Below are 22,648 nucleotides of genomic sequence, written 5' to 3'. Positions count from 1 at the left end.
CAAGCGCAAATTCAATATCAAAAATTTGTGAAACATAATGTTTATAGATGAGATCCTGTCTAGATAGTTCAAGTCGAAAACAAATATTCATCAACATTGTATTTAGTAACCGAATAACTCAATAACCCAACTCATGAAAGAAAGAATCCTTTCCGTTGATATTTTTAGGGGAGCGACCATTGTTCTGATGATTTTGGTGAATACCCCAGGCACGTGGTCCGCTGTATATGCGCCCTTTCTACATGCCGAATGGCACGGTTATACACCCACCGACCTGGTGTTTCCCTTCTTTTTATTCATCGTAGGCACGTCTATTGTTTTTTCCTATAAAAATAAGCCTACCAATGCTGGAACCTATAAAAAGATAATCGTCCGAACGCTGAAATTGATTGGTTTGGGCCTATTTCTTGGGGCATTTACACTAACTTTTCCTTTTATCAAAGACTTTGAGAACATTCGTTTTCCCGGAGTCTTGCAACGTATCGGAGTAGTATTTTTCTTCGCATCCATCCTATTTATAAACTTTAAATGGAAAACCCTCATCGGTATATGTGCGGCAATTTTGATAGGCTATTGGCTACTTATGGGTTTTGTTCCCGTCGAGGGAATGGAATCAACTCTCGAACGCGCCCCGAATAATTTGGCCAACTGGTTGGATGTAAAAGTTTTCGGAACCCACAATTACAAAGCCGACTACGACCCTGAAGGACTGCTAAGTACGTTGCCGGCAATTTGTAGTTCAATACTAGGAATTTTTACGGGACTGATCTTGACTTCGAAGCAACCGAAGAAAGCAACTATTTTGATGGGTCTTGGAGGCTCACTATTGATTATAGGTCATTTATGGGATATTATTTTTCCCATCAACAAGGCCTTATGGACCAGTAGTTTCGTGTTGGTAACGGCAGGATGGGCCAATCTAGTCTTGGCATTGATTTATTATCTGACCGATGTACAAAAAATAAAATTTGGAAGCATTTTCAGGTACGCTGGGGCAAATGCCATTATTCTCTATTTTCTATCCAGTTTCATCAGTAAGATTATGGGGATGATTAAGATAAAGGAAGATCAATCATTGCATGGTTGGCTTTTCGATACCGTATATGTTCATGACTTTTTATCGATGCAACTCTCATCATTGTTATATGGGTTGTCTGTCGTCGCCTTTTATTGTCTTTTGGCATATTTCTTGTACCGGAGGAAGATATTCTTCAAGGTATAAACATGACAAACCTTATAAAGACCATAATTTTTTTACCATTTTTTATTGTTCTTTTCTGCATTCCCATTTTATCGTTGGGGCAAAAACATTTTGAAGAGGGCTATGTTGTCTTAAACAATAACGATACGCTTTTCGGAGCCCTGATGGACAGAAAACCGCACCCGTTCGGGAGTCTTTATAAAAAAATAAAATTTAAAGGAGAAAAGAAAAAGCGTAAATATGGCCCCAAACAAATTTTAGCTTACAATAAGGGACAAAGTGTTTTTGAGAGTGTTTGGATAACCGATTCTGGGGATTTTTTCTCACAAAACTACGCCTCTGTTCAGGGCTATGGGGAGCCTGTTTTTTTAAAGGTAGTTGAGAAGGGTTTCTTGACCCACTATCATTGGGAGTTTGAAGATGCTGACTCTGGCTATATCGATTACATAGCTTATTTTAAAAAAGAGGATAACCCTTCTTTGGTTAGGGTCAACCAAGGAGTTTTAGGCCTAAAGAGAAAGAACCTGGCCAAGTTCTTTTCAGATTGCCCTCCCTTAGCTCAAAAAATTGCGAACAAAGAGTTTAAAACTCCCTCAGAAATAGTCCAATTTTATAATAAGTGGAAGGAAAACCAAGAAACGGTAAAGAATTAGCGCAAGACCCTCTTATAAAACCATTAGCTTTTCAATCTTATTTAGAGAGATTAGAGGATGAATTAAAGGCCCACTTCAAGAAATCTGGAAATATAATGGCCCAAGTAGGCAAATCATGTTTGCCTCCTTCAATTTCAACATAGGTGATATCACCCGGATAGGAATACCCTTTTAACTGAAGTTCTTTTATCACGTCCAAAGTATCATCGATGGCATCGATGATGCCATTATTGTTCCGGTCTGCGGTCTCATCCTCGGTGCCGGTCTGAAGCCAGAATTTTAGGTGTTTCGGGGGAGTTCCGTTTTTAATCACGTCCAAGATGATCCGGCTTCTATCGGCGATATCCTTCTTTACGTAGGCTTTTTTGCGCCACCAGAATGATCCACTGAAAACTCCGATTTTTCCGAAGAACAGCGGATGGTTGTAGGCGATGTCAAAGGCCGATAATCCACCCAATGACATTCCGCAATAGATCCAATCGAATCCTTCAAGCGAAACCTTGAATTCTCCTTTTAAAAACGGAATGAACTCCTCGATTATGAACTTGGAATATGGTAACGCCTTGCCCCCCTCTTTTTATAATCTGGTGAAGATGCTGTGCCGTATTCGTACATACGGTCTTGATTGCACTCGATGCCAACATATATAAAAGGAGTGATACTTTTATCAGAAAAAGCGTTTGTCAAGGCACGTTCCAATTGCATCGCCGCATAATCTTGTCCGTCGTTCATCATTAGCACGGGATACCTTTTTTGGGCTTCCTTGTACTCGGATGGCGCAACCAGTCGAAAATGCACTTTTCTGCCCAAATGCACAGACCTGAAACTCCCTTTTAGGCTTACAATATCGATTTGAAATGGCATATTTTTCTGTAAGAATGTGCAAGTATAACGAATACCTAAAATAATTGTTTGGCATGTCATAAAATAAATTAATTTTGCCGCCCTTAATCGGTTGATTGTTAATCATTTTAAAGTATTTTTAAAGGAACATGGCCAAAGTAGAACACAGGCAATATTATTCGAACATCTTAAGCAAGAACATCAATCTTGAGATTACCGGGCATTGGGGGCACCCGATACTGATGTTTCCGTCTTCGGGAGGGCAATATACCCAGAATACCGATTTCGGATTGGTAGATTCGGTCATGCCATTTGTTGAAGAAGGGCGCATTAAACTCTATAACGTAGAGACCATTGACATGATGTCATTTTACGATGACAACATGAATTCGGAAATCAAGATCCATAACTATGAACTGTATATGCAGTTTTTAAAGGATGAACTGATTCCGTATATCCAACAAGAATGCAACACACATCGCATCGCGACCGCCGGAGTTAGTTTTGGAGGATTTCATGCTTCAAATACAGCTTTTAGATTTCCGGATGTGGTATCGCACCTTTTTGCCATGAGTGCCGCGTTTGACATTCGTAACATGACACCACTTTCCGATGATATGCGGATCTATTTCAACTGTCCCAATGAATACATGCAAAATGAGGAAGGATGGAAGTTCCATCACATGAATATTGTGCTGGGTACTTCGGAATGGGATATATGTCTTGACAAGAACAAGCACATGTCGGGCATTTTAAACGCCAAAGGAATTGCCCATTGGTATGACGAAAAAAATGGGCGGAACACGATTGGCCCTTGTGGAAAATGATGTTTCCAGAATATATCGGGAAGTATTTTTGACTAATATTCTTCCCTCCTAATAAGGAGGGATTGAGGGAGGTGTTTTGCGCAGGCCTAATTTTATTTTAGCACAATAATAAAGAACCTTATAAAATCAATAAACAGATTCCCGTCTGCACGGGAATGAAAATAAAACATAATTTATCATGACAAAAAAAGTTGGAATACTATTCGGAATGGAAGACACCTTCCCATGGGCCTTTATCGACAAGGTAAACGAATTGGGAAAAGGCAAAGTAGTTGCCGAAGCCGTTCAAATTGATAAGGTACAGCAAGGTATCGATTATGGCTATCATGTCATCTTTGACCGTATTTCGCAAGAAGTACCTTTTTATCGCGCATATTTGAAAAATGCAGCTTTAAAGGGTACGGCGGTCATCAACAATCCATTTTGGTGGAGTGCCGATGAAAAGTTCTTTAACAACTGTTTGGCTTTGGAGGTGGGTGTTCCGGTACCCAAGACCGTTCTTTTGCCATCGCACCATCGTCCAGACGACACTACCGAGAAATCGTTCCGTAATCTGAAAGATCCTTTGGATTGGGAGTACATCTTCAACTACATCGGATTTCCTGCCTATATGAAACCGCATTCAGGAGGTGGATGGAAAAGCGTTTATCGTGTAGATAACCCGGATGACCTTTTTGCAAAACATGGTGAAACCGAACAGTTAGTCATGATGCTTCAGGAAGAAATCGTTTTTGACGACTATTTCCGCGTATATTGTTTGGGACAAAAGTATGTGCATATTATGCCCTATGAGCCTCGAAATGCATTTCACGAGCGTTACGTAGCGCAACCGCAAACCAAGGGAGCAGAGCTTAAGAAACTGTTGAAAACGGTTCACGACTATACATTAAAGTTGTGCAAGGCCCTTGGCTACGATTTCAACACCGTTGAATTTGCCGTTCGTGATGGGGTACCCTATGCCATCGATTTCTGTAACCCTGCGCCCGATGCGGATATCAATTCAGTAGGTCAGGCCAATTTTGATTGGATTGTTGAGCATTCCGCCAAATATGCCATTGAAAAAGCAAATGCGCATAAGGCAGGCCAAAATAATACTTCGTGGGGCACTTTTGTTCAAAATGTTGTTTCCCCACCAAAAAAGGTCACTAGCAAAGTACCTTTAAAGACTGCGGCCCAAGCTAAGAAATCGGTTATCAAAGAACCCGCAGCTTCGAAAAAAGCAACTACTACGGCCACACCAAAGCAGGCTAAGAAGGCCACGCCAAAAGCGAAACCGGCAACAAAGAAGAAGGCTACTGCCAAAACTACGTCTAAGCTGACAGGTGCAAAAAGAACCCCGGTTAAAACTGCAGTAAAACCTAAAACTGCATCCAAGCCGACCGTCGTGAAGAAAGCCCCGGCCAAGGCCAAGGTAACGACCAAAGCTGCTGCGAAGCCCAAAACAACAGCAGTGAAAAAGGCTGCGGCCAAATCAAAAGTCGCTACCAAGACGACGGTTAAAACCAAGTCTGCAGCAGTCAAAAAGGCAGCGACAAAAGCAAAAGCTACGACTAAGAAAACGAATAAACCTGCGGCGAAGGCAAAAAGCACGCCTAAAAAATCAAAATAGAAAAATTGTATAAATCGAAACGACCGATATGCACAAGTTCACACTGGGAATAGAAGAGGAATTTCAAATTCTGGATAACGATGCGTTGACGCTTCATTCCCAGATGTCAAAAATCATCGATGGGGGTAAAGTGGTGCTGAAAGAACGCATCAAAGAGGAAATGCACCAGTCGATGGTCGAAATGGGCACCAATATCTGCGAAAATATCAACCAGGCCCGTGATGAGGTATCGTATCTGAGACAACAGATTATCGAGCTTGCCGCCAAGGAGGACCTGAAGGTGGCCGCTTCAGGAACGCATCCTTTTTCCCATTGGAGCGAGCAATTGATTACCCCGAACCCGAGGTATGATCAATTGATTTCGGAAATGAAGGATGTAGCCCGTTCGAATCTGATTTTCGGAATGCACGTGCATGTAGGCATCCCAAACCGTGAGGAGGGTCTGCATATCATGAATACAGCGCGTTATTTTCTGCCGCATTTGTATGCACTTTCTACCAACTCGCCATTTTGGGAAAGTCGTGAGACGGGATTTAAATCCTTCAGATCAAAGATTTTCGATAAATTCCCGAGAACGGGCATTCCGCCATATTTCGCCAGTGTAGCGGAGTATGATAAATTCGTAGAATTGCTGGTCAAGACCCAATGTATCGACAATGGCAAGAAAATATGGTGGGACATTCGTTTGCACCCGTTCTATCCTACAGTTGAATTCAGGGTTTGCGATATGGTCATGACGGTTGACGAAGTCATCTGTATTGCGGCCTTGATGCAGTGTATCATTGCCAAGTTGAGCAAATTGCACCGTATGAACCAAAGTTTCAGGTCGTATCGTAGAATTTTGATCAACGAGAACAAATGGCGTGCCGCGCGCTGGGGTATGGAAGCCAAACTTATCGATTTTGGAAAAGAGGAAGAAGTTCCGTTTGCGACGCTCATTAACGAGTTGTTGGAGTTTATCGATGATGTGGTCGATGATCTCGGATGCCGCACCGAAGTGGGCTATGTATATCAAATGCTGGAGCAAGGATCCGGTGCCGATAGGCAATTGAAAGTTTTTGAGGAAACCAACGACTTGAAACAAGTTGTGGATTATGTTGTAAAGCAAACGGCTAAAGGACTTTAGACCATTTTTTTACCCAGGTATCAATATATTATTTTTTGTTACTGAGCGTTACTATGAAAATGACATTGCGAACCTGCCAGTTTAGAAAGGCGGGCGTGACAATTTATTGAACTGTTGTACAATTTTCAAAAGATCGCTTCGCTTCGCTCACAATGACGAATAAAAAAAGGAGATGCAAAATACCTACAAAATTGCAATATTGGATATGAATGCGGGCCACCCCAACGAGGGTATGCGATGCATCAAAATGTTGGCAGGTGAATTTTTGGCAAAGGATGGAATCGAGGGACATTATGATGTTTTTGAAGTCCGGGTCAATGAAGAGGTTCCAAGGCTTGAGGATTATGATATCTATCTATCTTCCGGTGGGCCAGGGTCTCCCCTGATTTCTGGGGAAGTATGGGAAACCAAATATTTCGGACTTTTGGACGATTTGTTAAAACACAATCTTTCGCATCCGAACAAAAAGCATTTATTCTTGATATGCCATTCGTTTCAATTGGCCTGTCTGCACTGGGATTTGGCAAGAGTTACAAAAAGAAGATCGACTTCCTTCGGTATTCTTCCTATTTATAAGACTTTGAGCGGTGAACGTGAAACCTTGTTCGAAGGCCTTGATAATCCGTTCTATGCCGTCGATTCGCGCGACTATCAAGTCGTTGGTCCGCAAGAATGGAAACTGGATACTTTGGATGGTAAAGTGCTGTGCAGAGAAAAGGTGCGACCTCATGTACCTTTGGAACGGGCGGTCATGGCCATTCGGTTTTCCAATGAAATATTCGGCGTACAGTTTCACCCAGAAGCTGATGCAGAGGGCATGTTACGCCATTTCAGTAAAGAGGAGAAACGTGCCCAGATTATAAAAAAACACGGCAAAAAGAAATATCTTGATATGATTGAGCATCTTGATGACGATGACAAGATCATGAAAACGAACCATACTATAATTCCACGTTTTCTGCAACAAGCGGCAGACACCATTGATCAATCTAAATTAATCTCCGTATGATAAAGGAAGTCCGTGAGGCATTCAACATTGATTTCAAACAGGAGTATTATGAAAACCTCCAAAACGAGATTGAAAGAACCTTGGGCGAACGTTGCGCCTTTCGCATATCGGAAACCCCTGTTTTTATCAGTAAGGAAATCAAAAAAAGGTTTTCGATGCCTGTGAAAGCATTCTTGATCAAATATGGAAGCTCGATATGGATGCCATACGTGAACGATTCATGCCAAAGCATCTTCAGTCGCCGAGCCCATTGGGGAAGCCTCACTTCTTAGCAATCGATTTTGGACTCTGTGACGATTCAGAGGGCAATATTACGCCTCAACTCATTGAACTTCAAGCGTTTCCTTCATTAATGTACTACCAGCCCTTTTTAGGGAAGGCATTTCTAAAAAATTATCCTGGCCTTTCGTCAAAGGGGTTCCATTATTTTTTGGACAACCTTGACGAGGACAGTTATTTTGAAATGATAAATAAAATAATACTGGGAAAGGAGCATCCTGAAAATGCAATTTTGATGGAATTGTTCCCTGAAAAACAAAAGACCAGAATCGATTTTTGGGCTACGAAAGAGAAATTGGGTATCGAGGTAGTTTGTATTACAAAAGTTATTAAGGAAGGCACGAAACTATTCTACGAGAAGAACGGCAAAAAAATTCCGATTCATCGCATTTACAATCGTGTAATATTTGATGACATGCAGCGCTTAAAGGACATCAAAACGAACTTCAACCTTTTTGATGAGGTCGATGTGGATTGGGTCACCCACCCCGATTGGTTCTTTATGGTCTCAAAGTGTATTATGCCCATGCTTGAACATGAATACATTCCAAAATCCTATTACTTAAACGATGTTCCAAAAGATTTGGATTTTAGCAAGTTCGTGCTAAAACCCCTGTTTTCCTTTGCGGGACAAGGTATCGAGCTTAATCCGAGCCAAGAGATTGTGGATAAAATCGATGACAAGCAAAACTATTTGCTTCAAAGTAAAGTGAACTACCGCCCTTGATCAAAACCAATTCAGAAAAAAATTCAAAAGTTGAATTGCGAATTCTCTATGTTTTGGATCCTGAAAAAAACAAACTTAAACCGGTAATCAATTTGACCCGTATGGGCAAAGGTGGGCTCATTAACGTTTCACATTTGACCGAAGATACTTGGATTGGTTCTTCGATTAGTTTTTTTGAAGATTAATATCAGTGTGACATGAGTTTCGCCACATACTTACCGATGACATCGAATTCGAGATTTACTACTGAACCCACTTCATAGGTATTAAATCGTGTATGTTCATAAGTGTACGGAATTATGGCAACACTGAACGCATGCTTTTCTGAATCGACTACCGTCAAACTGGTTCCATCAATGGTTATTGACCCTTTTTCAATGGTCGGGTTATTTTTTGAGGCGTCATATTCGAAATAGAAAACCCAGCTTCCGTCTTTTTCTTCGATTTTTGTACATGTTCCGGTCTGGTCTACATGGCCTTGAACGATATGGCCATCAAGACGACTTCCCAAAATCATCGCACGTTCTAGATTTACCTTGTCCCCAACAGCAAGATTCCCTAGATTGGTTTTTTGTAAGGTCTCATCGATTGCCGTCACGGTATAGGTGTTTCCATTCAAAGAAACCACGGTGAGACATACTCCATTATGGGCTACACTCTGATCGATTTTCAGTTCGTTGGCAAGTGTCGATTTTATAGTTATGTGAAGATTGCTGCCCTCACGATTCAGTTTGCCTACCTCGCCCAAAGTTTCAATGATTCCCGTAAACATCTTCGATTTAAATTAAGTAGTTTTGTGGTCGGTCAAATTTAATTTGATCGATTAATTTAGTTCCCCGCGGCCTTCCTTTTAAGGAAAGTCGAAATCGCCAAAAACGATTTCAGTGGGCTACAAAGGTAAAGATATAATGCACGAAAATGCCAAAATAAAACTGGGGATATCCGTAGGTGACCTGAACGGCATAGGATGTGAAGTCATCCTTAAGACCTTTGAAGATTCTCGTATGCTCGATTTTTGCACCCCTGTAATTTTTGCCTCGAATAAGACAGTTTCATACCAGTTGAACACGTTTGGGCTAGAGATTCCCTTTAATGGGGTGCAGGAAGCCTCAAGTGCTTTGGACGGCAAGGTCAATGTGGTGAACGTCTGGAAGGAAGTTCCGAAAATTCAGTTTGGAGAGGTTACGGAAGAAGCAGGAGGTTATGCGCTGAAATCCTTAAAAGCAGCTGTGAAAGCTTTAAAAAATGATGAAATAGATGTCTTGGTGACTGCGCCCATCAACAAAAACAATATACAGATCGATGATTTCAAATTCCCTGGTCATACCGATTATCTGGCACAGGAACTCGAAGGCGAAAGCTTGATGTTCATGGTGACCGATGGGCTGAAAATCGGATTGCTTACGGATCATGTTGCGGTAAAAGATGCTCCTGCCGCCATTAATCCGATATTGATTCGCACCAAAGTACGTACCATCGAAAAATCGTTGGAGATGGATTTTGGTATCCGAAGGCCTAAGGTTGCCCTTTTGGGAATCAACCCCCATAGTGGCGATAACGGTGTCATTGGTAAAGAAGATGATGAAATTCTGAAGCCCGTCATAAAAGAAATGTCCGATGCCGGACATTTGGTCTTTGGACCGTATTCGGCGGATAGTTTTTTCGGTTCCGACTCCTATAAGAATTTTGATGCGATTTTGGCGGCCTATCACGACCAAGGGCTGATTCCGTTCAAGACCCTGTCTTTTGGCAAAGGGGTGAATTTCACAGCAGGCCTTTCAAAAGTTCGAACTTCCCTGATCATGGCACGGCCTATGAAATTGCGGGAAAGGGAGAAGCGGATCATAGTTCATTCAAAGAAGCCGTATTTACCGCACTTAGTATTTTTAGAAATAGGCAGGAATATAAAGAACTGATCGAAAACGTTTTGCAGAAACAACGGGTCAGGCGGTAATTGATGTAAATTGAGATAGCGCTTCAATCTTGTAAATTCATTCATCTACTGTTATTTTACTTTCTATAAATTGGCATTTATCAAAATAATAGTATCTTTGCACCCGCCTTCTTGACGGCTGGCAAGCCTTATTAAAATGGTGTTTATGTTAAATTAGTGTTGTAAAGGATGAAGCATAAGGAATACAGTATTCCTTTCTCAGGGTTAAAGCAAGGAAAACACCAGTTTGATTACGTAATCGAAAACAAGTTCTTTGAATCTTTTGGGTACGATGAGTTCAATGATACGAATATCGATTTGAACGTGCAATTGAACAAGACGAGTACGATGCTCGAATTGGAATTTCATGCCAAGGGCACGGTGAATGTCAATTGTGATATTTCGAGCGAAGCGTATGATCAGCCAATCGAGGCTGAATTACAACTGGTCGTGAAATTTGGGGATGATTTCAATGACGATGACGACGAAATATTGATTATTCCCCATGGCGAACATCAGGTTAACATCGCACAATACGTTTACGAGATGTTGGTTTTGGCCGTTCCGCAGAAAAGAGTGCACCCAGGTATTGCCGATGGCACTTTACAATCGGAAGTATTGGATAGGCTAAAGGCGCTACAACCAAAAGAATCAAGAGAAAATAAAGAAGATAATGATCCCCGATGGGATGCTTTAAAAAAACTATTAACGGATAAATAATTTACAATGGCACATCCTAAAAGAAAAATATCAAGGACCAGAAGGGATAAAAGAAGAACGCACTATAAAGCCGTAGCACCTACATTGGCAACGGACCCGACTACTGGCGAAATGCATTTGTACCACAGAGCACATTGGCACGAGGGGAAATTATATTATAAAGGTCAGGTCTTGATCGATAAGACCGAGGAAGCTGAGGCATAGATAAAAAATAAAATCAAATACGACTCCCGCTGTAAAAGGTGGGAGTTTTTTTTGCTTTTTGGTAATGTAAACGAAAAAATACGGCCAGTTACCACTTGACAATCAAGTTAGAATCAAAATGCTCCAAAAAGAAGGGTTTTTCATTAAAAAGTCTTGAGAAATCACTAATTTTCCCGACTTTTGAAGCATTTTTAAAAGCTTTTTGGTCTAAAATCAACTTTAGAATGGGGAAATTATCGGCAGCCATTACCGCTGTAGGGGCCTATGTTCCGAAATTTGTATTGACCAACAAAATGTTGGAGGGTATGGTAGAGACCAATGATGAATGGATTACCTCACGAACCGGAATCAAGGAAAGAAGAATATTAAAACCCGAAGAAGGTTCCGGTAGTTCATATTTGGCGATCAAAGCGGTCCAAAATCTTTTCGAAAAACACAGTGTCGATCCAAAGGAAATAGATTTAGTCATTGTTGCCACAGCTACGCCCGATAGTATGGTCGCTTCGACCGCTGCATTCGTCGCATCGGAAATCGGGGCCACAAATGCTTTTGCGTATGATCTTTTAGCGGCTTGTTCAAGTTTTCTTTTCGGTATGTCGACCGCGGCAGGATTTATAGAGTCGGGCAGATATAAAAAAATACTTTTGATAGGGGCCGATAAAATGTCATCGATCATCGATTATACAGACAGAACGACCTGTATCATTTTCGGCGATGGGGCGGGGGCCGTACTTTTCGAGCCTAATCAAGAGGGCTTGGGTATACAAGATGAATATCTCAGGGCCGACGGCTCGGGGAGACCTTTTTTAGGTATGGACGCAGGTGGGTCTTTGTTGCCAGCATCCATTGAAACCGTTAAGGAAAGGAAACACTTTATTTACCAAGACGGAAGAACGGTTTTCAAATTTGCGGTATCGAACATGGCCGAAGTTGCGGCAACTATTATGGAGCGTAACAATTTAGAGGATACCGACGTGTCTTGGCTGGTACCGCACCAGGCCAATAAACGTATCATCGATGCCACGGCAAAAAGAATGGGCCTCGATAACGATAAAGTAATGATGAACATTCAGCGGTACGGCAATACAACATCGGCCACGCTTCCGCTATTGTTGAACGACTATGAAGACCAGCTCAAAAAAGGCGATAATCTGGTATTTGCCGCCTTTGGAGGAGGGTTTACCTGGGGATCCATATATTTAAAATGGGCCTATTCAAAATAAGAGAACCAATTGCTAAACAAAAATAAATTCCATGGATATTAAAGACATTCAAAGCCTTATAAAGTTTGTGGCCAAATCAGGGGCAAGCGAGGTAAAATTGGAGATGGAAGATCTGAAGATTACCATCAAGACCGGTTCAGGCGATAGCCATTCAGAAACTACGTACGTACAACAGATTCCAATGGCACAAGCTCCTGTAGCTCCGGCGGCACCGATTCAGACAGCCGAAAGTCCTGCAACGGATGCATCGGCCAAAGAATCCAAAGATGACGATTCAAAATACATTACCATCAAGTCGCCCATCATCGGAACATTCTATCGCAAACCGTCTCCAGATAAACCGTCGTTCGTCGAGGTCGGTAGCGACATCAATAAGGGAGATGTGCTTTGTGTCATCGAGGCGATGAAGTTGTTCAACGACATAGAATCTGAGGTGTCCGGTAAAATTGTCAAGGTTCTGGTTGAAGATTCCTCTCCGGTAGAGTTTGACCAACCGTTGTTTTTGGTAGATCCATCCTAAGTAAATAATCAAATTCCAAATTCCAAATTCCAAGCTATTTTTTTGGAATTTGGAATTTGGAGCTTGGAATTTCAGACAGTTATGTTCAAAAAAATATTGATTGCGAATCGAGGTGAGATAGCATTACGTGTAATCCGCACATGCAAAGAGATGGGCATAAAAACGGTTGCGGTCTATTCAAAGGCAGACGAAGAGAGCCTTCACGTTCGTTTTGCCGATGAAGCGGTCTGTATCGGACCTGCTGCCAGTAGTGAATCCTATCTTAAAATACCCAATATTATTGCAGCGGCGGAGATTACCAATGCCGATGCCATTCACCCTGGCTACGGTTTTCTTTCTGAAAACGCTAAGTTCTCAAGAATTTGTGCCGAACACGACATCAAATTTATCGGGGCGTCTGGCGACCAAATTGATAAAATGGGAGATAAGGCCACGGCCAAGGCTACCATGAAAGCAGCAGGAGTACCCTGTGTACCTGGATCTGACGGACTGTTAAAAGACGTCGCCGATGCCAAAAAGGTAGCCAAGAAAATGGGCTATCCGGTCATGATCAAAGCTACTGCCGGTGGTGGTGGAAAGGGAATGCGCGCCGTGTGGAAAGAGGAAGAAATGGAGGAACTTTATAATAGTGCTGTAAAAGAAGCATCAGCGGCCTTCGGCAATGGCGGCATGTACATGGAAAAATTGATCGAAGAACCCCGGCATATCGAGATTCAGGTAGTAGGGGATCAATACGGTAAAGCCTGTCACTTATCAGAGAGGGACTGTTCCATTCAACGAAGACATCAGAAATTGACCGAAGAGACGCCTTCCCCGTTTATGACCGATAAGCTTCGCGACGCGATGGGAAAAGCAGCTGTAAAGGCTGCGGAGTATATAAAATACGAGGGTGCGGGCACGATAGAGTTTTTAGTGGATAAACATAGGAAGTTCTATTTTATGGAGATGAATACCCGAATTCAGGTAGAACATCCCATAACCGAACAGGTAATAGATTACGACTTGATCCGTGAGCAGATCTTGGTTGCCGGTGGCGTACCTATTTCTGGAAAGAACTATACGCCTAAACTACACTCCATCGAGTGTAGGATCAATGCCGAAGATCCCTACAACAACTTTAGGCCTTCCCCGGGAAAAATTACGACGCTCCATACGCCCGGAGGTCACGGTGTACGAATGGACACCCATGTCTATAGTGGGTATACCATACCGCCGAATTATGATTCGATGATAGCCAAATTGATTACGACCGCACAGACACGTGAAGAGGCCATCAATAAAATGAAACGTGCGTTGGATGAATTTGTAATCGAGGGAATAAAAACCACAATTCCCTTTCATAGGCAATTGATGGACCACCCCGATTATTTAGCAGGTAACTACACAACTAAATTCATGGAGGATTTCAAAATGGATCCTCAGCCGGAAGAATAGAATATAGACTCCAGCCATCGAGCTGGAGTTTTTATTACTCAATATGAACCTAAGTTATTGGGAATATAAGACCTGGCTCTCCAACGTCGATTTCACCATCGTGGGAAGCGGTATTGTTGGTTTAAACTGTGCCCTGAAGCTTAGAAGCCGCTTTCCGAAAGCCAAAATATTGGTTCTGGAAAAAGGAATACTTCCCCAGGGAGCGAGCACCAAAAATGCTGGATTTGCTTGTTTCGGAAGCATTTCTGAAATACTTTCCGATTTAAAAAATCATTCTGAAGAGGAGGTCATACAGCTCGTAAAGAAAAGATGGGAGGGCATTCAACTGCTACGTCAAAATCTTAATGACGGCAACATTGATTTTCAATGTTATGGTGGTCATGAACTGTTCTTACAATCAAATGGCGAACTTTACCAAAAGTGTCTTGGGCAGCTAAAATATGTTAATGAGCTACTGAAACCTGTTTTTGGGGATTTTCCCTTCCAAAAAACTCCCGATGGCAATGGGTTTGGAAAAATCCAAGAGAACTACATTTCCCATATTTTCGAGGGACAGTTGGATACCGGGAAACTCATGGAGATATTATTGCAAAAAACACGCGATTGTAGCATCAACATCTTAAATTCGGTAACTGTCGAGGAATTTTCGGACCTAGAAGACCAAGTAGCAATAAAAACCAACGTATTCGACTTTAAGACCAAAAAGCTTTTTATTGCCACGAACGGATTTGCTTCAGAACTAGTGAACCAAGATGTACAACCGGCCCGGGCGCAGGTACTGATAACCAAACCAATTGCTAATTTACGTATCAAAGGAACTTTTCATTTGGATGAAGGGTACTATTATTTCAGGAATATCGACGGGCGAATTCTTCTTGGCGGTGGTAGAAACCTTGACTTCAAAGGCGAAGAAACAACAGTGTTCGGGGAGACCCAATTGATTCAAGTCAGATTAGAAGATTTGCTAAAGGAAGTAATCTTGCCCGATACTCCTTTTGAAGTAGAGACCAGATGGAGCGGTATTATGGGCGTCGGAAAGCAAAAAGGCCTATTGTAAAGCAACTTTACAACAACGTTTTTTGTGGTGTGCGACTAGGTGGCATGGGCATTGCCATTGGCACTACCGTTGGAAAAGAACTAGCAGAACTGATATAGTACGTTCATTTATAAAGATTCGTCCGATTTTTAATAACTATTGTCCGTTTTCTTCTTTCTTTATTTTAATTTCTTCCTATATTGTTTCCCCCTAAAAGTTCAAGTTATAACGGCTTGAAACTGCGCTTTGGTTCTTAACAGAACACACGCAAAAGAATTTAACCCCACTTATCGAAGATTAAAATTTGTGACAAAGCCAATGACATGGTCAGGGTCATATTTTTTACATTCTAAACAAAATAAGATGGGAAAAAATACGCTAAAATCAACTATCTATACTATTATCTTGTCAGGTCTGCTACTACTTGGTACGGCTTGTGGCCCCTCAAAAGAGGCATATACCGTGCGCTACGAAAAGGCCTGGAAAGAAGTACTCAAATCGAGTGCCTGGAAAGAAGCTTTAAGAAAGGAAAATCCAATGGTTTCAGAAAACACGGACTTTTACGCGAGTACCGATGATATGGAGATAGCATCTGGCCCTTCTGTTGGGGAGATTGCGTACGACGATGGGTTTGCTGATACCTATGATTTTTTGGTCCATCGGGCCTATGCCAAGATTATAGCGGAGGCAGAAATGGCCGATAGTCGTCTTGAGCGTGAATATTTGAACTGGAATGCCAAAAACAAGGTCGGGAAAGAAAAAGAGAGCAAAGCCTTCGGAAAACAGGAAGCTGATGTGAATAAACGATACTATGCGCATCGAAAAATGCTTGAGGGACTCAAGTCATGGAATATATTCAGTGAATTTGGCACGGACGACTTGGATTTTTTCAAGGTTGAACATGCGGCCGAAGTGAGACGAATGTTACATAACGGGCAGGGAGTGGGTAACGTCGTTGGGTTTTTGGTATACAAATTGGCAGATCTCTACCATTTTGAAGAATAGTCGGGACATGACGACCCAAGTCTTGAAGAAATCACTATTTCAATTTTGCCACACGTATGTTGAACAGCGAATCGCTAGAATAAATTCGCAAATAATCGAACTTCAACATTCTTTGTCTTCAGAAACAAAAAGTAGTGCAGGTGACAAACACGAAACGGGGCGTGCCATGATTCAATTGGAACGTGAGAAACTTGGCAAACAACTTTTTGAGGCCGAAAAAATGTTCGGTATTTTAAACAAGATCAATATTGATGAACCGACTAATAGTATCCGGTTGGGCAGTTTGGTATATACTTCCAAACAAAATTATTTTCTAAGTATTTCTGCCGGAGAATTTAGAGATATTAAGACTTCGGTATTCTGTATCTCTACGGGCACCCCGATGGCGCAAATGCTTTTGGGAAAATCTGTCGGAGAGGTAGCTTACTTCAACGGGGAAGAAATTTATATTGACGAAATTGTCTAATTTTCCGAACAAAGAAAATATATCATGAATAAAATCAGCATAACTGCATTTGTGATGGTGCTATACCTTGGCAGTCATCTAACCTGGGCTCAAGATGCCGAAACTCCGAAAGTGGTATTAATTACCTTGGATGGTCTTCGTTGGCAAGAACTCTTTTCTGGGGCCGACCCGCTACTTGTAACCAACAAAGAATACGTTCATGACACTACCGATTTAAAAGAACGCTTTTGGAGGGAAAACCCAAAAGATAGAAGGGAAGCTCTGATGCCCTTTGTCTGGAAAGAAGTTTCTAAAATGGGCCAAATATATGGCAACCGCAACTTGGGCAGCAAGGTAGATTTGACGAACCAAATGTGGTTCTCGTATCCGGGTTATAATGAAATCTTGACAGGAAAGGCAGATGATGCTCGAATCGATAGCAACGATAAAATTCCCAATCCGAATAAGACTATTTTGGAAATTGCCAACAATGACGCGAGATATAAAGGCAAAATAGCAGCCTTTGGCAGTTGGGATGTTTTTCCGTACATCGTGAACGAAGAGCGTTCAGGAGTACCTGTTAATGCGGGCTTCGAATTGGCAACCGGAAACAGTTTAACGGAGCGTGAAAAATTCTTGAACGAGTTGCAGCCGAAAGTACCAAGTCCTTGGGGTACTGTCCGGCTTGATGCCTTTACACATCACTACGCGTTGGAGTACATGAAAAAGGCCCATCCCGAATTAGTATATATCTCCTATGGAGAAACGGATGATTTCGCCCATGATGGGGATTATGAAGCGTATTTAAAGGCTGCTAACAATACCGACGCCCTGATAAAACAACTTTGGGATTATACCCAACAGGATACATTTTATAAGAACAAAACCATATTTATAATTACCACAGATCATGGAAGGGGCACAGAACCCCTGAAAACATGGACGGGTCATGGCAGTGATGTTAAAAACGCCGGACAAGTATGGCTCGTAGCTTTCGGAAAGGATATTTCGCCAAAGGGCGAAATCGATATCAATAAACAATTATACAGCAACCAAATCGCCCCAACGATTTTAATGACCTTGGGCCTTAAACCGGATGCATCAAAAGCCCATGGCAAACCACTTGACCTGATATCACAATGAGTTGGAGTTTTGGTCATGGTATATTGATATTGGCTTAACTCAAAACATAAACCGAAGTACGATTTGTACGCCAAGTTTGAGTTAGTTTAGTTTGACTCCCCGTCCGTACAGGCTGGTTAGTCTCGGTTTTTTTGGTAATGAATTGGTGTACCTCGTTAAATGCTTATATTGTTTTGGCAAAAAGATTCTTATGAAGAAATGGTTGTTTTTTCTTGTATTGATCGCAAATAACGTAGTTGCGCAAAACAGCCATGATTTTCGGATTCATTCTCATAATGATTATCTGCAAAATATTCCTTTTTGGAATGCTTTTTCTTCTGGAGCCAGCTCTATCGAGGCCGACGTATTTCTAGAAGACAATGAGTTGTTCGTGGCACATACGATTATGGAAATCGATACATTAAGAAATCTCAGAAATCTATACTTGGATCCACTTCAAAGGAGTATAGATAGGAATTTTATCAAAGACCTACCCATCCAACTGTTAATCGACATTAAGTCGGAACCTTATGCCACTTTAGAAACTATAATACGGGTGTTGAAAGATTATCCCACCATAACAAAGAACAATGATGTCTCTATCGTGATTTCTGGAAATCGGCCCAAACCAACTGAATATGACAACTATCCTGATTTTATTCATTTTGATTATCAAAGTTTGGATGAGATTAGCGATCCATCTATTCTGGAAAAAATCGCACTGGTAAGTTTGAGTTTTAGAAAATTGTCACTTTGGAACGGTGAAGGACAATTGCAATTAGAAGATATCGATAAAATTTCTTTTGTTATAAAAAAGGCGAACGCAATGGGCAAGCCTTTCCGGTTTTGGGCTACGCCCGATTCTGAAACCGCATGGAAAACATTATCACTTTTGGGCATAGAGTTTATTAATACGGACGACCCTATTGGGTGTGCAAAGTATCTGAAAACCTTAAAGGAACGGTAGTTTCAAAAAAACACCCTAATCAAGATTCGGTTTTCCTCTTCGTACTTTCTTTTCAGCATTTTTCTTTTTGGATTTCAAACGCTTCTCGATAGCCGATCTTTTAGGCTTGGTCTTTCTTCTTTTTTAGGGATTTTCAAAGCATTTTCCAGAATTTCGAACAAACGTTTGATGACCAGTTCTTTGTTCTTGTGCTGACTGCGACTTTCATCACATTGTAGCAGCAAAACATTTTCTTTGGTAAGCCGATTTCCCAACTTTAAAAGAAGCCTTGCCCTCTCTTGTTCGGTCAGGGCGTTTGAATTTTCAAGATTAAAAGAAAGCTCGATTTTTGTGGATACTTTGTTCACATGTTGCCCACCGGCACCGCTGCTCCGTACAGCCTTGAATTGAAGTTCTTGAAGTACCCTTTCCTTATCCACGATTTTAAATGTTCAGCCTTTGATTGATGACCTCCAAGGCAATATTAAGAAAAACTTCTTTGCCCTCTTCAATGGCGGTATGATGGTTAAAATAGATGTTTTGTTCTTCGTAGGTGCCAACGATCATGTAGTGTCCACCCATATAATAAGAACCCTTAACGGTAACCTCAAGCCCTGATTTTTCGGAGACCTTGAATTCATGTGCGTAAACGATGATGCGCCTTTTCGTATCGGCATAGGTCTTTACAATGTTAATGGGAATCTTATTGGCCTCGCCAAACAGTGAAGCAATGTAAAGATCTTTAGGATGTTCGAAAAGATTCTTCGGTGTGTCTTTGGCAATGATTTTGGTGTCTTTTAAAACGACTACCCTGTCAGCAAACGGAAGCATGTCGTTATGGTCATGGGTAGCCGTGAGTACTGTAATTCCTTTGTTTTTGAGAAATGCGAAAAGATTTCGCCGTAAACTGTTCTTCCTGAAATTATCGATATGGCTGAAGGGCTCGTCGAGTAGAAGTACGTCTGGTCTTTGAGCGAGTACTCTGGCCAAGGCTACCCGTTGTTGCTGCCCTCCGCTGAGATTTTTGACCTTAGTCTTGGAAAATTCGGTCATCTCGATCATTTGCAAAAGTTCGGCCGTACGTTCTTTCAAGAAGTCAGGTTCCAGAACGGAAAGATGCTCGCTGACGTTTTCGTAGACGGTAGTAAACGGCATCAGGTCAAAGTCTTGCGCCAGATATTTCATATAAGGTTCACCAGGAACTAAGTTGTAGAGTGGACCGAGTACCTGATTTTCATCCCAATAGACTTCACCGACTTTGATATGGAGCAGGCCATAGATGATTTTTAGAAGGGTGCTTTTACCACATCCACTTTCGCCGATAATCGCAACATGTTCGCCTTTGGCTACTTTCAGGTTTATGTCATCCAATACGGGTTTCTTGTCATAGGCAAAGGAAACATGATCGACTTGTAGCATTCTCGAAGATGAAGGGTTAATGTTCTTGTCTATTTGGATAAACCGACTGATTGGCTTCCTCTCCTTCCGGAGAGGGCTGGGGAGAGGCCAAAAAAATCCGTCTCAGTTATGAAACGGATTTTAGCCAAAATTATTGATTGGTCAATCTTTAAATTCTTTCAATACCGATTTGTTAGGTAATGTATCATAGCCCATATTATAGAGGGTGAACCCGAAAACATCGGCATATTCCTCAATGATTTTACTGGTCGGCTTTCCCGCACCGTGGCCCGCATTCGTTTCAATCCGAATCAAAGTGGGATTTTCGCCCTCCTGTTTTTCCTGCAACTCCGCGGCAAACTTAAAACTATGTGCGGGTACCACGCGATCGTCATGGTCTCCGGTAGTAACCAATGTCGCGGGATAGGCCGTTCCTTCCTTTATATTGTGTACCGGGGAATATTCTTTTAGGTATTCGAACATTTCCTTGCTTTCCTCGGAGGTGCCATAGTCATAAGCCCATCCTGCCCCTGCGGTAAATTTGTGGTAACGAAGCATGTCCATTACCCCTACGGCCGGCAGGGCGACTTTCATCAAGTCTGGACGTTGTGTCATGGTCGCGCCGACTAGAAGTCCACCGTTACTGCCACCTCGAATCGCGAGATTGTCGGATGAGGTATAGTTCTCTTTGATCAGGTATTCCGCCGCCGCGATAAAATCATCAAAAACATTTTGTTTTTTGGTCTTGATGCCGGCCTCGTGCCATTTTTTACCGTATTCGCCACCCCCTCTGAGATTGGGTACGGCATAGATACCGCCCTGTTCCATCCATACCGCGTTGGCAATGTTGAAATTGGGAGTCAGACTGATGTTAAATCCACCGTACCCGTAAAGAATGGTCGGATTTTTACTGTTTTTCTCCAAACCTTTTTTATGGGTGATGATCATCGGTATTTTTGTGCCATCCTTTGAAGTATAAAAAATTTGATTCGATTCATAATCATCGGTATTGAAATCAATTTCGGGTTTCCAATACAAGTCGTATTCCCCTGTTTCAACATTGAATTTATAGGATGATCCTGGCGTGTTGTAATTGGTAAAGTAGAAGTAAAATTCCTTGTCTTCTTTTTTTCCGCCAAAACCACTTGCGCTCCCCAAACCTGGTAATTTCACTTCGCGCACCAATTTTCCTTCGTAATCATATTGAAGGACTTTCGAAATCGCATCGACCATGTATTCCGCAAAGAAATATCCGCCACCAGTATTCGGGGAGAGCACATTTTCGGTCTCTGCAATAAAATCGACCCAATTTTCAGGAGTCGGGTTAGCGGCATCTACCGTTACTATCCGCTTGTTCGGTGCATCCCTATCGGTAACGATATATAGTTTAGAATCGACATTCTCGATAATGTAATTATCGGATTTCGTATCGTTGACAATAGGAACCAATAGCCCGTTCGGGTCGGTCAAATCTTGAATAAAAAGTTTGTTTCCCGATGTAGAGGTTGACGCGGAAAGTACCATATAGTGTTGGTCTTCGGTCACGCTAACACCGATATAACGATGTTTTTCGTCGGGTCTTCCGCCATAAATCAGTTTATCTTCCTTTTGGTCGGTGCCCAATTTATGGTAATAGACCTTGTGCTGATCTGTTTTTGCCGAAAGTTCGCTTCCTTCCGGTTTGTCGTAACTGGAATAATAAAACCCATCATTCCTTTTCCATGAAATGCCGCTAAACTTGATATCGACCAAGGTGTCCTCAACGATTTCCTTGGTTTCTGCATTTATGATAATCGCCTTTCGCCAGTCACTGCCTCCTTCTGAAATCAGATAGCCCGCTAACGAGCCGTCTTTGGTAAAACTGAGTCCGGCCAGAGAAGTCGTGCCATCATCGGAAAATTTGTTCGGGTCCAAAAACACTTCAGGGTCGCCATCCTCTTTTCGGCGATAGACCACAAATTGGTTCTGCAATCCATCATTCTTATAGAAATAGGTATAATCGCCCTCTTTGAAGGGAGTACCCAGCTTTTCATAGTTCCACAGCTTTTCGAGGCGATTTTTCAACGCGTCGCGATAGGGAATGTTTTCCAAATATCCGAACGTGGTCTTGTTCTGCTCCTTTACCCAAGCTTCGGTCTCGTCACTTCGATCATCTTCCAGCCAACGGTAGGGGTCTTTGATTTCGGTACCAAAATAAGTATCAAAGGAATCGGCTTTTGCAGTAATAGGGTAGTTCACGGATATCGGTTCGTTTTTGGTTTCGGTTTTACAGGATACAATTGAAAGTACAATAATGGGAAGAAAGAATATTTTTTTCATGTTGAATTGGCTGTTTGATGGAGGCTAAAAATACCATAAAAAAACCTTCAAAACGGCTTTGTTTTGAAG

23 protein-coding genes and 3 pseudogenes are annotated in these 22,648 nt (G+C 41.9%); 20 read left to right on the top strand and 6 right to left on the bottom strand.

Features of this window, described 5'->3' with window-relative positions; genetic code table 11:
- Window positions 1-133: 133 nt before the first annotated feature.
- Both N8A86_RS07650 and N8A86_RS07645 read left to right on the top strand, forming a co-directional pair.
- Entirely contained in the window at window positions 134-1,222 is a 1,089-nt protein-coding gene (locus N8A86_RS07650) for an acyltransferase family protein (RefSeq protein WP_273568498.1), read from the top strand.
- A 2-nt stretch (window positions 1,223-1,224) separates the two neighbouring features.
- Window positions 1,225-1,854, top strand: coding sequence for a hypothetical protein (locus tag N8A86_RS07645; RefSeq protein ID WP_273568497.1), 630 nt, complete (start codon window positions 1,225-1,227; stop codon window positions 1,852-1,854).
- Between the two features lie 37 nt (window positions 1,855-1,891).
- Here N8A86_RS07645 and N8A86_RS07640 read toward each other — a convergent pair whose 3' ends face one another.
- Window positions 1,892-2,380 (bottom strand): alpha/beta hydrolase, encoded by a 489-nt coding sequence (locus N8A86_RS07640; RefSeq protein WP_273569044.1) that lies wholly within the window; start codon window positions 2,378-2,380, stop codon window positions 1,892-1,894.
- Between the two features lie 11 nt (window positions 2,381-2,391).
- Window positions 2,392-2,718, bottom strand: coding sequence for an alpha/beta hydrolase-fold protein (locus N8A86_RS07635; protein ID WP_273568496.1), 327 nt, complete (start codon window positions 2,716-2,718; stop codon window positions 2,392-2,394).
- A 128-nt stretch (window positions 2,719-2,846) separates the two neighbouring features.
- On the opposite strand from N8A86_RS07635, the gene N8A86_RS07630 reads away from it, so the two are divergent.
- The 7 genes and pseudogenes from N8A86_RS07630 to N8A86_RS07600 all read left to right on the top strand — a co-directional run bounded on the left by N8A86_RS07630 (window position 2,847) and on the right by N8A86_RS07600 (window position 8,459).
- Window positions 2,847-3,524 carry an alpha/beta hydrolase-fold protein gene (locus N8A86_RS07630; protein ID WP_273568495.1) on the top strand — a complete coding sequence of 226 codons (678 nt, stop codon included), beginning with the start codon at window positions 2,847-2,849 and terminating at the stop codon, window positions 3,522-3,524.
- A gap of 178 nt (window positions 3,525-3,702) precedes the next feature.
- Window positions 3,703-4,650: pseudogene (locus tag N8A86_RS07625) on the top strand (ATP-grasp domain-containing protein); the annotation flags it as partial.
- 511 nt (window positions 4,651-5,161) lie between these two features.
- Window positions 5,162-6,259, top strand: coding sequence for a carboxylate-amine ligase (locus N8A86_RS07620; protein ID WP_273568493.1), 1,098 nt, complete (start codon window positions 5,162-5,164; stop codon window positions 6,257-6,259).
- A 172-nt stretch (window positions 6,260-6,431) separates the two neighbouring features.
- Entirely contained in the window at window positions 6,432-7,268 is an 837-nt protein-coding gene (locus N8A86_RS07615; protein WP_273568492.1) for a type 1 glutamine amidotransferase, read from the top strand.
- A complete protein-coding gene (locus tag N8A86_RS07610) occupies window positions 7,265-7,540 on the top strand; it encodes a hypothetical protein (RefSeq protein ID WP_273568491.1) in 276 nt (91 codons plus the stop codon). Before N8A86_RS07615 ends, N8A86_RS07610 begins: the two co-directional genes overlap by 4 nt.
- Window positions 7,489-8,274 carry a hypothetical protein gene (locus N8A86_RS07605; RefSeq protein WP_273568490.1) on the top strand — a complete coding sequence of 262 codons (786 nt, stop codon included), beginning with the start codon at window positions 7,489-7,491 and terminating at the stop codon, window positions 8,272-8,274. Before N8A86_RS07610 ends, N8A86_RS07605 begins: the two co-directional genes overlap by 52 nt.
- A complete protein-coding gene (locus N8A86_RS07600; RefSeq protein ID WP_273568489.1) occupies window positions 8,271-8,459 on the top strand; it encodes a hypothetical protein in 189 nt (62 codons plus the stop codon). Before N8A86_RS07605 ends, N8A86_RS07600 begins: the two co-directional genes overlap by 4 nt.
- Window positions 8,460-8,461: 2 nt before the next feature.
- Here N8A86_RS07600 and N8A86_RS07595 read toward each other — a convergent pair whose 3' ends face one another.
- Window positions 8,462-9,046: a riboflavin synthase gene (locus N8A86_RS07595; protein ID WP_273568488.1), complete on the bottom strand. Its 585-nt coding sequence runs from the start codon at window positions 9,044-9,046 to the stop codon at window positions 8,462-8,464.
- A gap of 136 nt (window positions 9,047-9,182) precedes the next feature.
- Here N8A86_RS07595 and pdxA point away from each other — a divergent pair.
- The 11 genes and pseudogenes from pdxA (at window position 9,183) to N8A86_RS07540 (ending at window position 18,883) form a co-directional block, all read left to right on the top strand.
- Window positions 9,183-10,228, top strand: a pseudogene (gene pdxA / locus N8A86_RS07590) (4-hydroxythreonine-4-phosphate dehydrogenase PdxA).
- 168 nt (window positions 10,229-10,396) lie between these two features.
- Complete coding sequence (locus N8A86_RS07585; RefSeq protein ID WP_273568487.1) at window positions 10,397-10,927, top strand: YceD family protein; 531 nt, start codon at window positions 10,397-10,399, stop codon at window positions 10,925-10,927.
- Window positions 10,928-10,933: 6 nt separating this feature from the next.
- On the top strand, window positions 10,934-11,131 hold the full coding sequence (gene rpmF, locus N8A86_RS07580; RefSeq protein ID WP_273568486.1) for a 50S ribosomal protein L32: 198 nt from the start codon (window positions 10,934-10,936) through the stop codon (window positions 11,129-11,131).
- Window positions 11,132-11,355: 224 nt separating this feature from the next.
- Window positions 11,356-12,354, top strand: a complete 999-nt coding sequence (locus N8A86_RS07575) for a beta-ketoacyl-ACP synthase III (protein ID WP_273568485.1) — start codon at window positions 11,356-11,358, stop codon at window positions 12,352-12,354.
- 31 nt (window positions 12,355-12,385) lie between these two features.
- Window positions 12,386-12,874, top strand: a complete 489-nt coding sequence (gene accB, locus N8A86_RS07570) for an acetyl-CoA carboxylase biotin carboxyl carrier protein (RefSeq protein WP_273568484.1) — start codon at window positions 12,386-12,388, stop codon at window positions 12,872-12,874.
- A gap of 81 nt (window positions 12,875-12,955) precedes the next feature.
- The gene (gene accC / locus N8A86_RS07565) at window positions 12,956-14,308 is read left to right on the top strand and encodes an acetyl-CoA carboxylase biotin carboxylase subunit (protein ID WP_273568483.1); all 1,353 of its coding nucleotides are present in this window, start codon (window positions 12,956-12,958) and stop codon (window positions 14,306-14,308) included.
- A gap of 43 nt (window positions 14,309-14,351) precedes the next feature.
- Window positions 14,352-15,463, top strand: a pseudogene (locus N8A86_RS07560) (NAD(P)/FAD-dependent oxidoreductase).
- 244 nt (window positions 15,464-15,707) lie between these two features.
- Complete coding sequence (locus tag N8A86_RS07555; protein WP_273568482.1) at window positions 15,708-16,349, top strand: hypothetical protein; 642 nt, start codon at window positions 15,708-15,710, stop codon at window positions 16,347-16,349.
- A 7-nt stretch (window positions 16,350-16,356) separates the two neighbouring features.
- Window positions 16,357-16,815 carry a 3-oxoacyl-ACP synthase gene (locus tag N8A86_RS07550; RefSeq protein ID WP_273568481.1) on the top strand — a complete coding sequence of 153 codons (459 nt, stop codon included), beginning with the start codon at window positions 16,357-16,359 and terminating at the stop codon, window positions 16,813-16,815.
- 24 nt (window positions 16,816-16,839) lie between these two features.
- Window positions 16,840-17,937, top strand: a complete 1,098-nt coding sequence (locus N8A86_RS07545; protein ID WP_273568480.1) for a sulfatase-like hydrolase/transferase — start codon at window positions 16,840-16,842, stop codon at window positions 17,935-17,937.
- A 190-nt stretch (window positions 17,938-18,127) separates the two neighbouring features.
- Complete coding sequence (locus tag N8A86_RS07540) at window positions 18,128-18,883, top strand: phosphatidylinositol-specific phospholipase C/glycerophosphodiester phosphodiesterase family protein (protein ID WP_273568479.1); 756 nt, start codon at window positions 18,128-18,130, stop codon at window positions 18,881-18,883.
- A 74-nt stretch (window positions 18,884-18,957) separates the two neighbouring features.
- On the opposite strand, the gene arfB is transcribed toward N8A86_RS07540, so the two are convergent.
- The 3 genes from arfB to N8A86_RS07525 form a co-directional block, all read right to left on the bottom strand.
- Complete coding sequence (gene arfB / locus N8A86_RS07535; protein WP_430682185.1) at window positions 18,958-19,302, bottom strand: alternative ribosome rescue aminoacyl-tRNA hydrolase ArfB; 345 nt, start codon at window positions 19,300-19,302, stop codon at window positions 18,958-18,960.
- A gap of 4 nt (window positions 19,303-19,306) precedes the next feature.
- Window positions 19,307-20,281, bottom strand: a complete 975-nt coding sequence (locus tag N8A86_RS07530) for an ABC transporter ATP-binding protein (RefSeq protein ID WP_273568478.1) — start codon at window positions 20,279-20,281, stop codon at window positions 19,307-19,309.
- Between the two features lie 141 nt (window positions 20,282-20,422).
- Window positions 20,423-22,579 (bottom strand): prolyl oligopeptidase family serine peptidase, encoded by a 2,157-nt coding sequence (locus N8A86_RS07525; protein WP_273568477.1) that lies wholly within the window; start codon window positions 22,577-22,579, stop codon window positions 20,423-20,425.
- Between the last annotated feature and the right edge of the window lie 69 nt (window positions 22,580-22,648).

This window comes from Maribacter halichondriae (assembly GCF_027474825.1).
In the GTDB taxonomy this organism is placed as follows: domain Bacteria; phylum Bacteroidota; class Bacteroidia; order Flavobacteriales; family Flavobacteriaceae; genus Meishania; species Meishania halichondriae.
This window is presented reverse-complemented; position numbering and strand designations above follow the sequence as displayed.

Excerpts from the sequence above, each read along its gene's own strand:
- N8A86_RS07650 (WP_273568498.1), top strand. The coding sequence starts at position 134 with ATGAAAGAAAGAATCCTTTCCGTTGATATTTTTAGGGGAGCGACCATT.
- N8A86_RS07645 (WP_273568497.1), top strand. The coding sequence starts at position 1,225 with ATGACAAACCTTATAAAGACCATAATTTTTTTACCATTTTTTATTGTT.
- N8A86_RS07635 (WP_273568496.1), bottom strand. The coding sequence starts at position 2,718 with ATGCCATTTCAAATCGATATTGTAAGCCTAAAAGGGAGTTTCAGGTCT.
- N8A86_RS07630 (WP_273568495.1), top strand. The coding sequence starts at position 2,847 with ATGGCCAAAGTAGAACACAGGCAATATTATTCGAACATCTTAAGCAAG.
- N8A86_RS07620 (WP_273568493.1), top strand. The coding sequence starts at position 5,162 with ATGCACAAGTTCACACTGGGAATAGAAGAGGAATTTCAAATTCTGGAT.
- N8A86_RS07615 (WP_273568492.1), top strand. The coding sequence starts at position 6,432 with ATGCAAAATACCTACAAAATTGCAATATTGGATATGAATGCGGGCCAC.
- N8A86_RS07610 (WP_273568491.1), top strand. The coding sequence starts at position 7,265 with ATGATAAAGGAAGTCCGTGAGGCATTCAACATTGATTTCAAACAGGAG.
- N8A86_RS07605 (WP_273568490.1), top strand. The coding sequence starts at position 7,489 with ATGCCAAAGCATCTTCAGTCGCCGAGCCCATTGGGGAAGCCTCACTTC.
- N8A86_RS07595 (WP_273568488.1), bottom strand. The coding sequence starts at position 9,046 with ATGTTTACGGGAATCATTGAAACTTTGGGCGAGGTAGGCAAACTGAAT.
- N8A86_RS07585 (WP_273568487.1), top strand. The coding sequence starts at position 10,397 with ATGAAGCATAAGGAATACAGTATTCCTTTCTCAGGGTTAAAGCAAGGA.
- rpmF (WP_273568486.1), top strand. The coding sequence starts at position 10,934 with ATGGCACATCCTAAAAGAAAAATATCAAGGACCAGAAGGGATAAAAGA.
- N8A86_RS07575 (WP_273568485.1), top strand. The coding sequence starts at position 11,356 with ATGGGGAAATTATCGGCAGCCATTACCGCTGTAGGGGCCTATGTTCCG.
- accB (WP_273568484.1), top strand. The coding sequence starts at position 12,386 with ATGGATATTAAAGACATTCAAAGCCTTATAAAGTTTGTGGCCAAATCA.
- accC (WP_273568483.1), top strand. The coding sequence starts at position 12,956 with ATGTTCAAAAAAATATTGATTGCGAATCGAGGTGAGATAGCATTACGT.
- N8A86_RS07555 (WP_273568482.1), top strand. The coding sequence starts at position 15,708 with ATGGGAAAAAATACGCTAAAATCAACTATCTATACTATTATCTTGTCA.
- N8A86_RS07550 (WP_273568481.1), top strand. The coding sequence starts at position 16,357 with ATGACGACCCAAGTCTTGAAGAAATCACTATTTCAATTTTGCCACACG.
- N8A86_RS07545 (WP_273568480.1), top strand. The coding sequence starts at position 16,840 with ATGAATAAAATCAGCATAACTGCATTTGTGATGGTGCTATACCTTGGC.
- N8A86_RS07540 (WP_273568479.1), top strand. The coding sequence starts at position 18,128 with ATGAAGAAATGGTTGTTTTTTCTTGTATTGATCGCAAATAACGTAGTT.
- N8A86_RS07530 (WP_273568478.1), bottom strand. The coding sequence starts at position 20,281 with ATGCTACAAGTCGATCATGTTTCCTTTGCCTATGACAAGAAACCCGTA.
- N8A86_RS07525 (WP_273568477.1), bottom strand. The coding sequence starts at position 22,579 with ATGAAAAAAATATTCTTTCTTCCCATTATTGTACTTTCAATTGTATCC.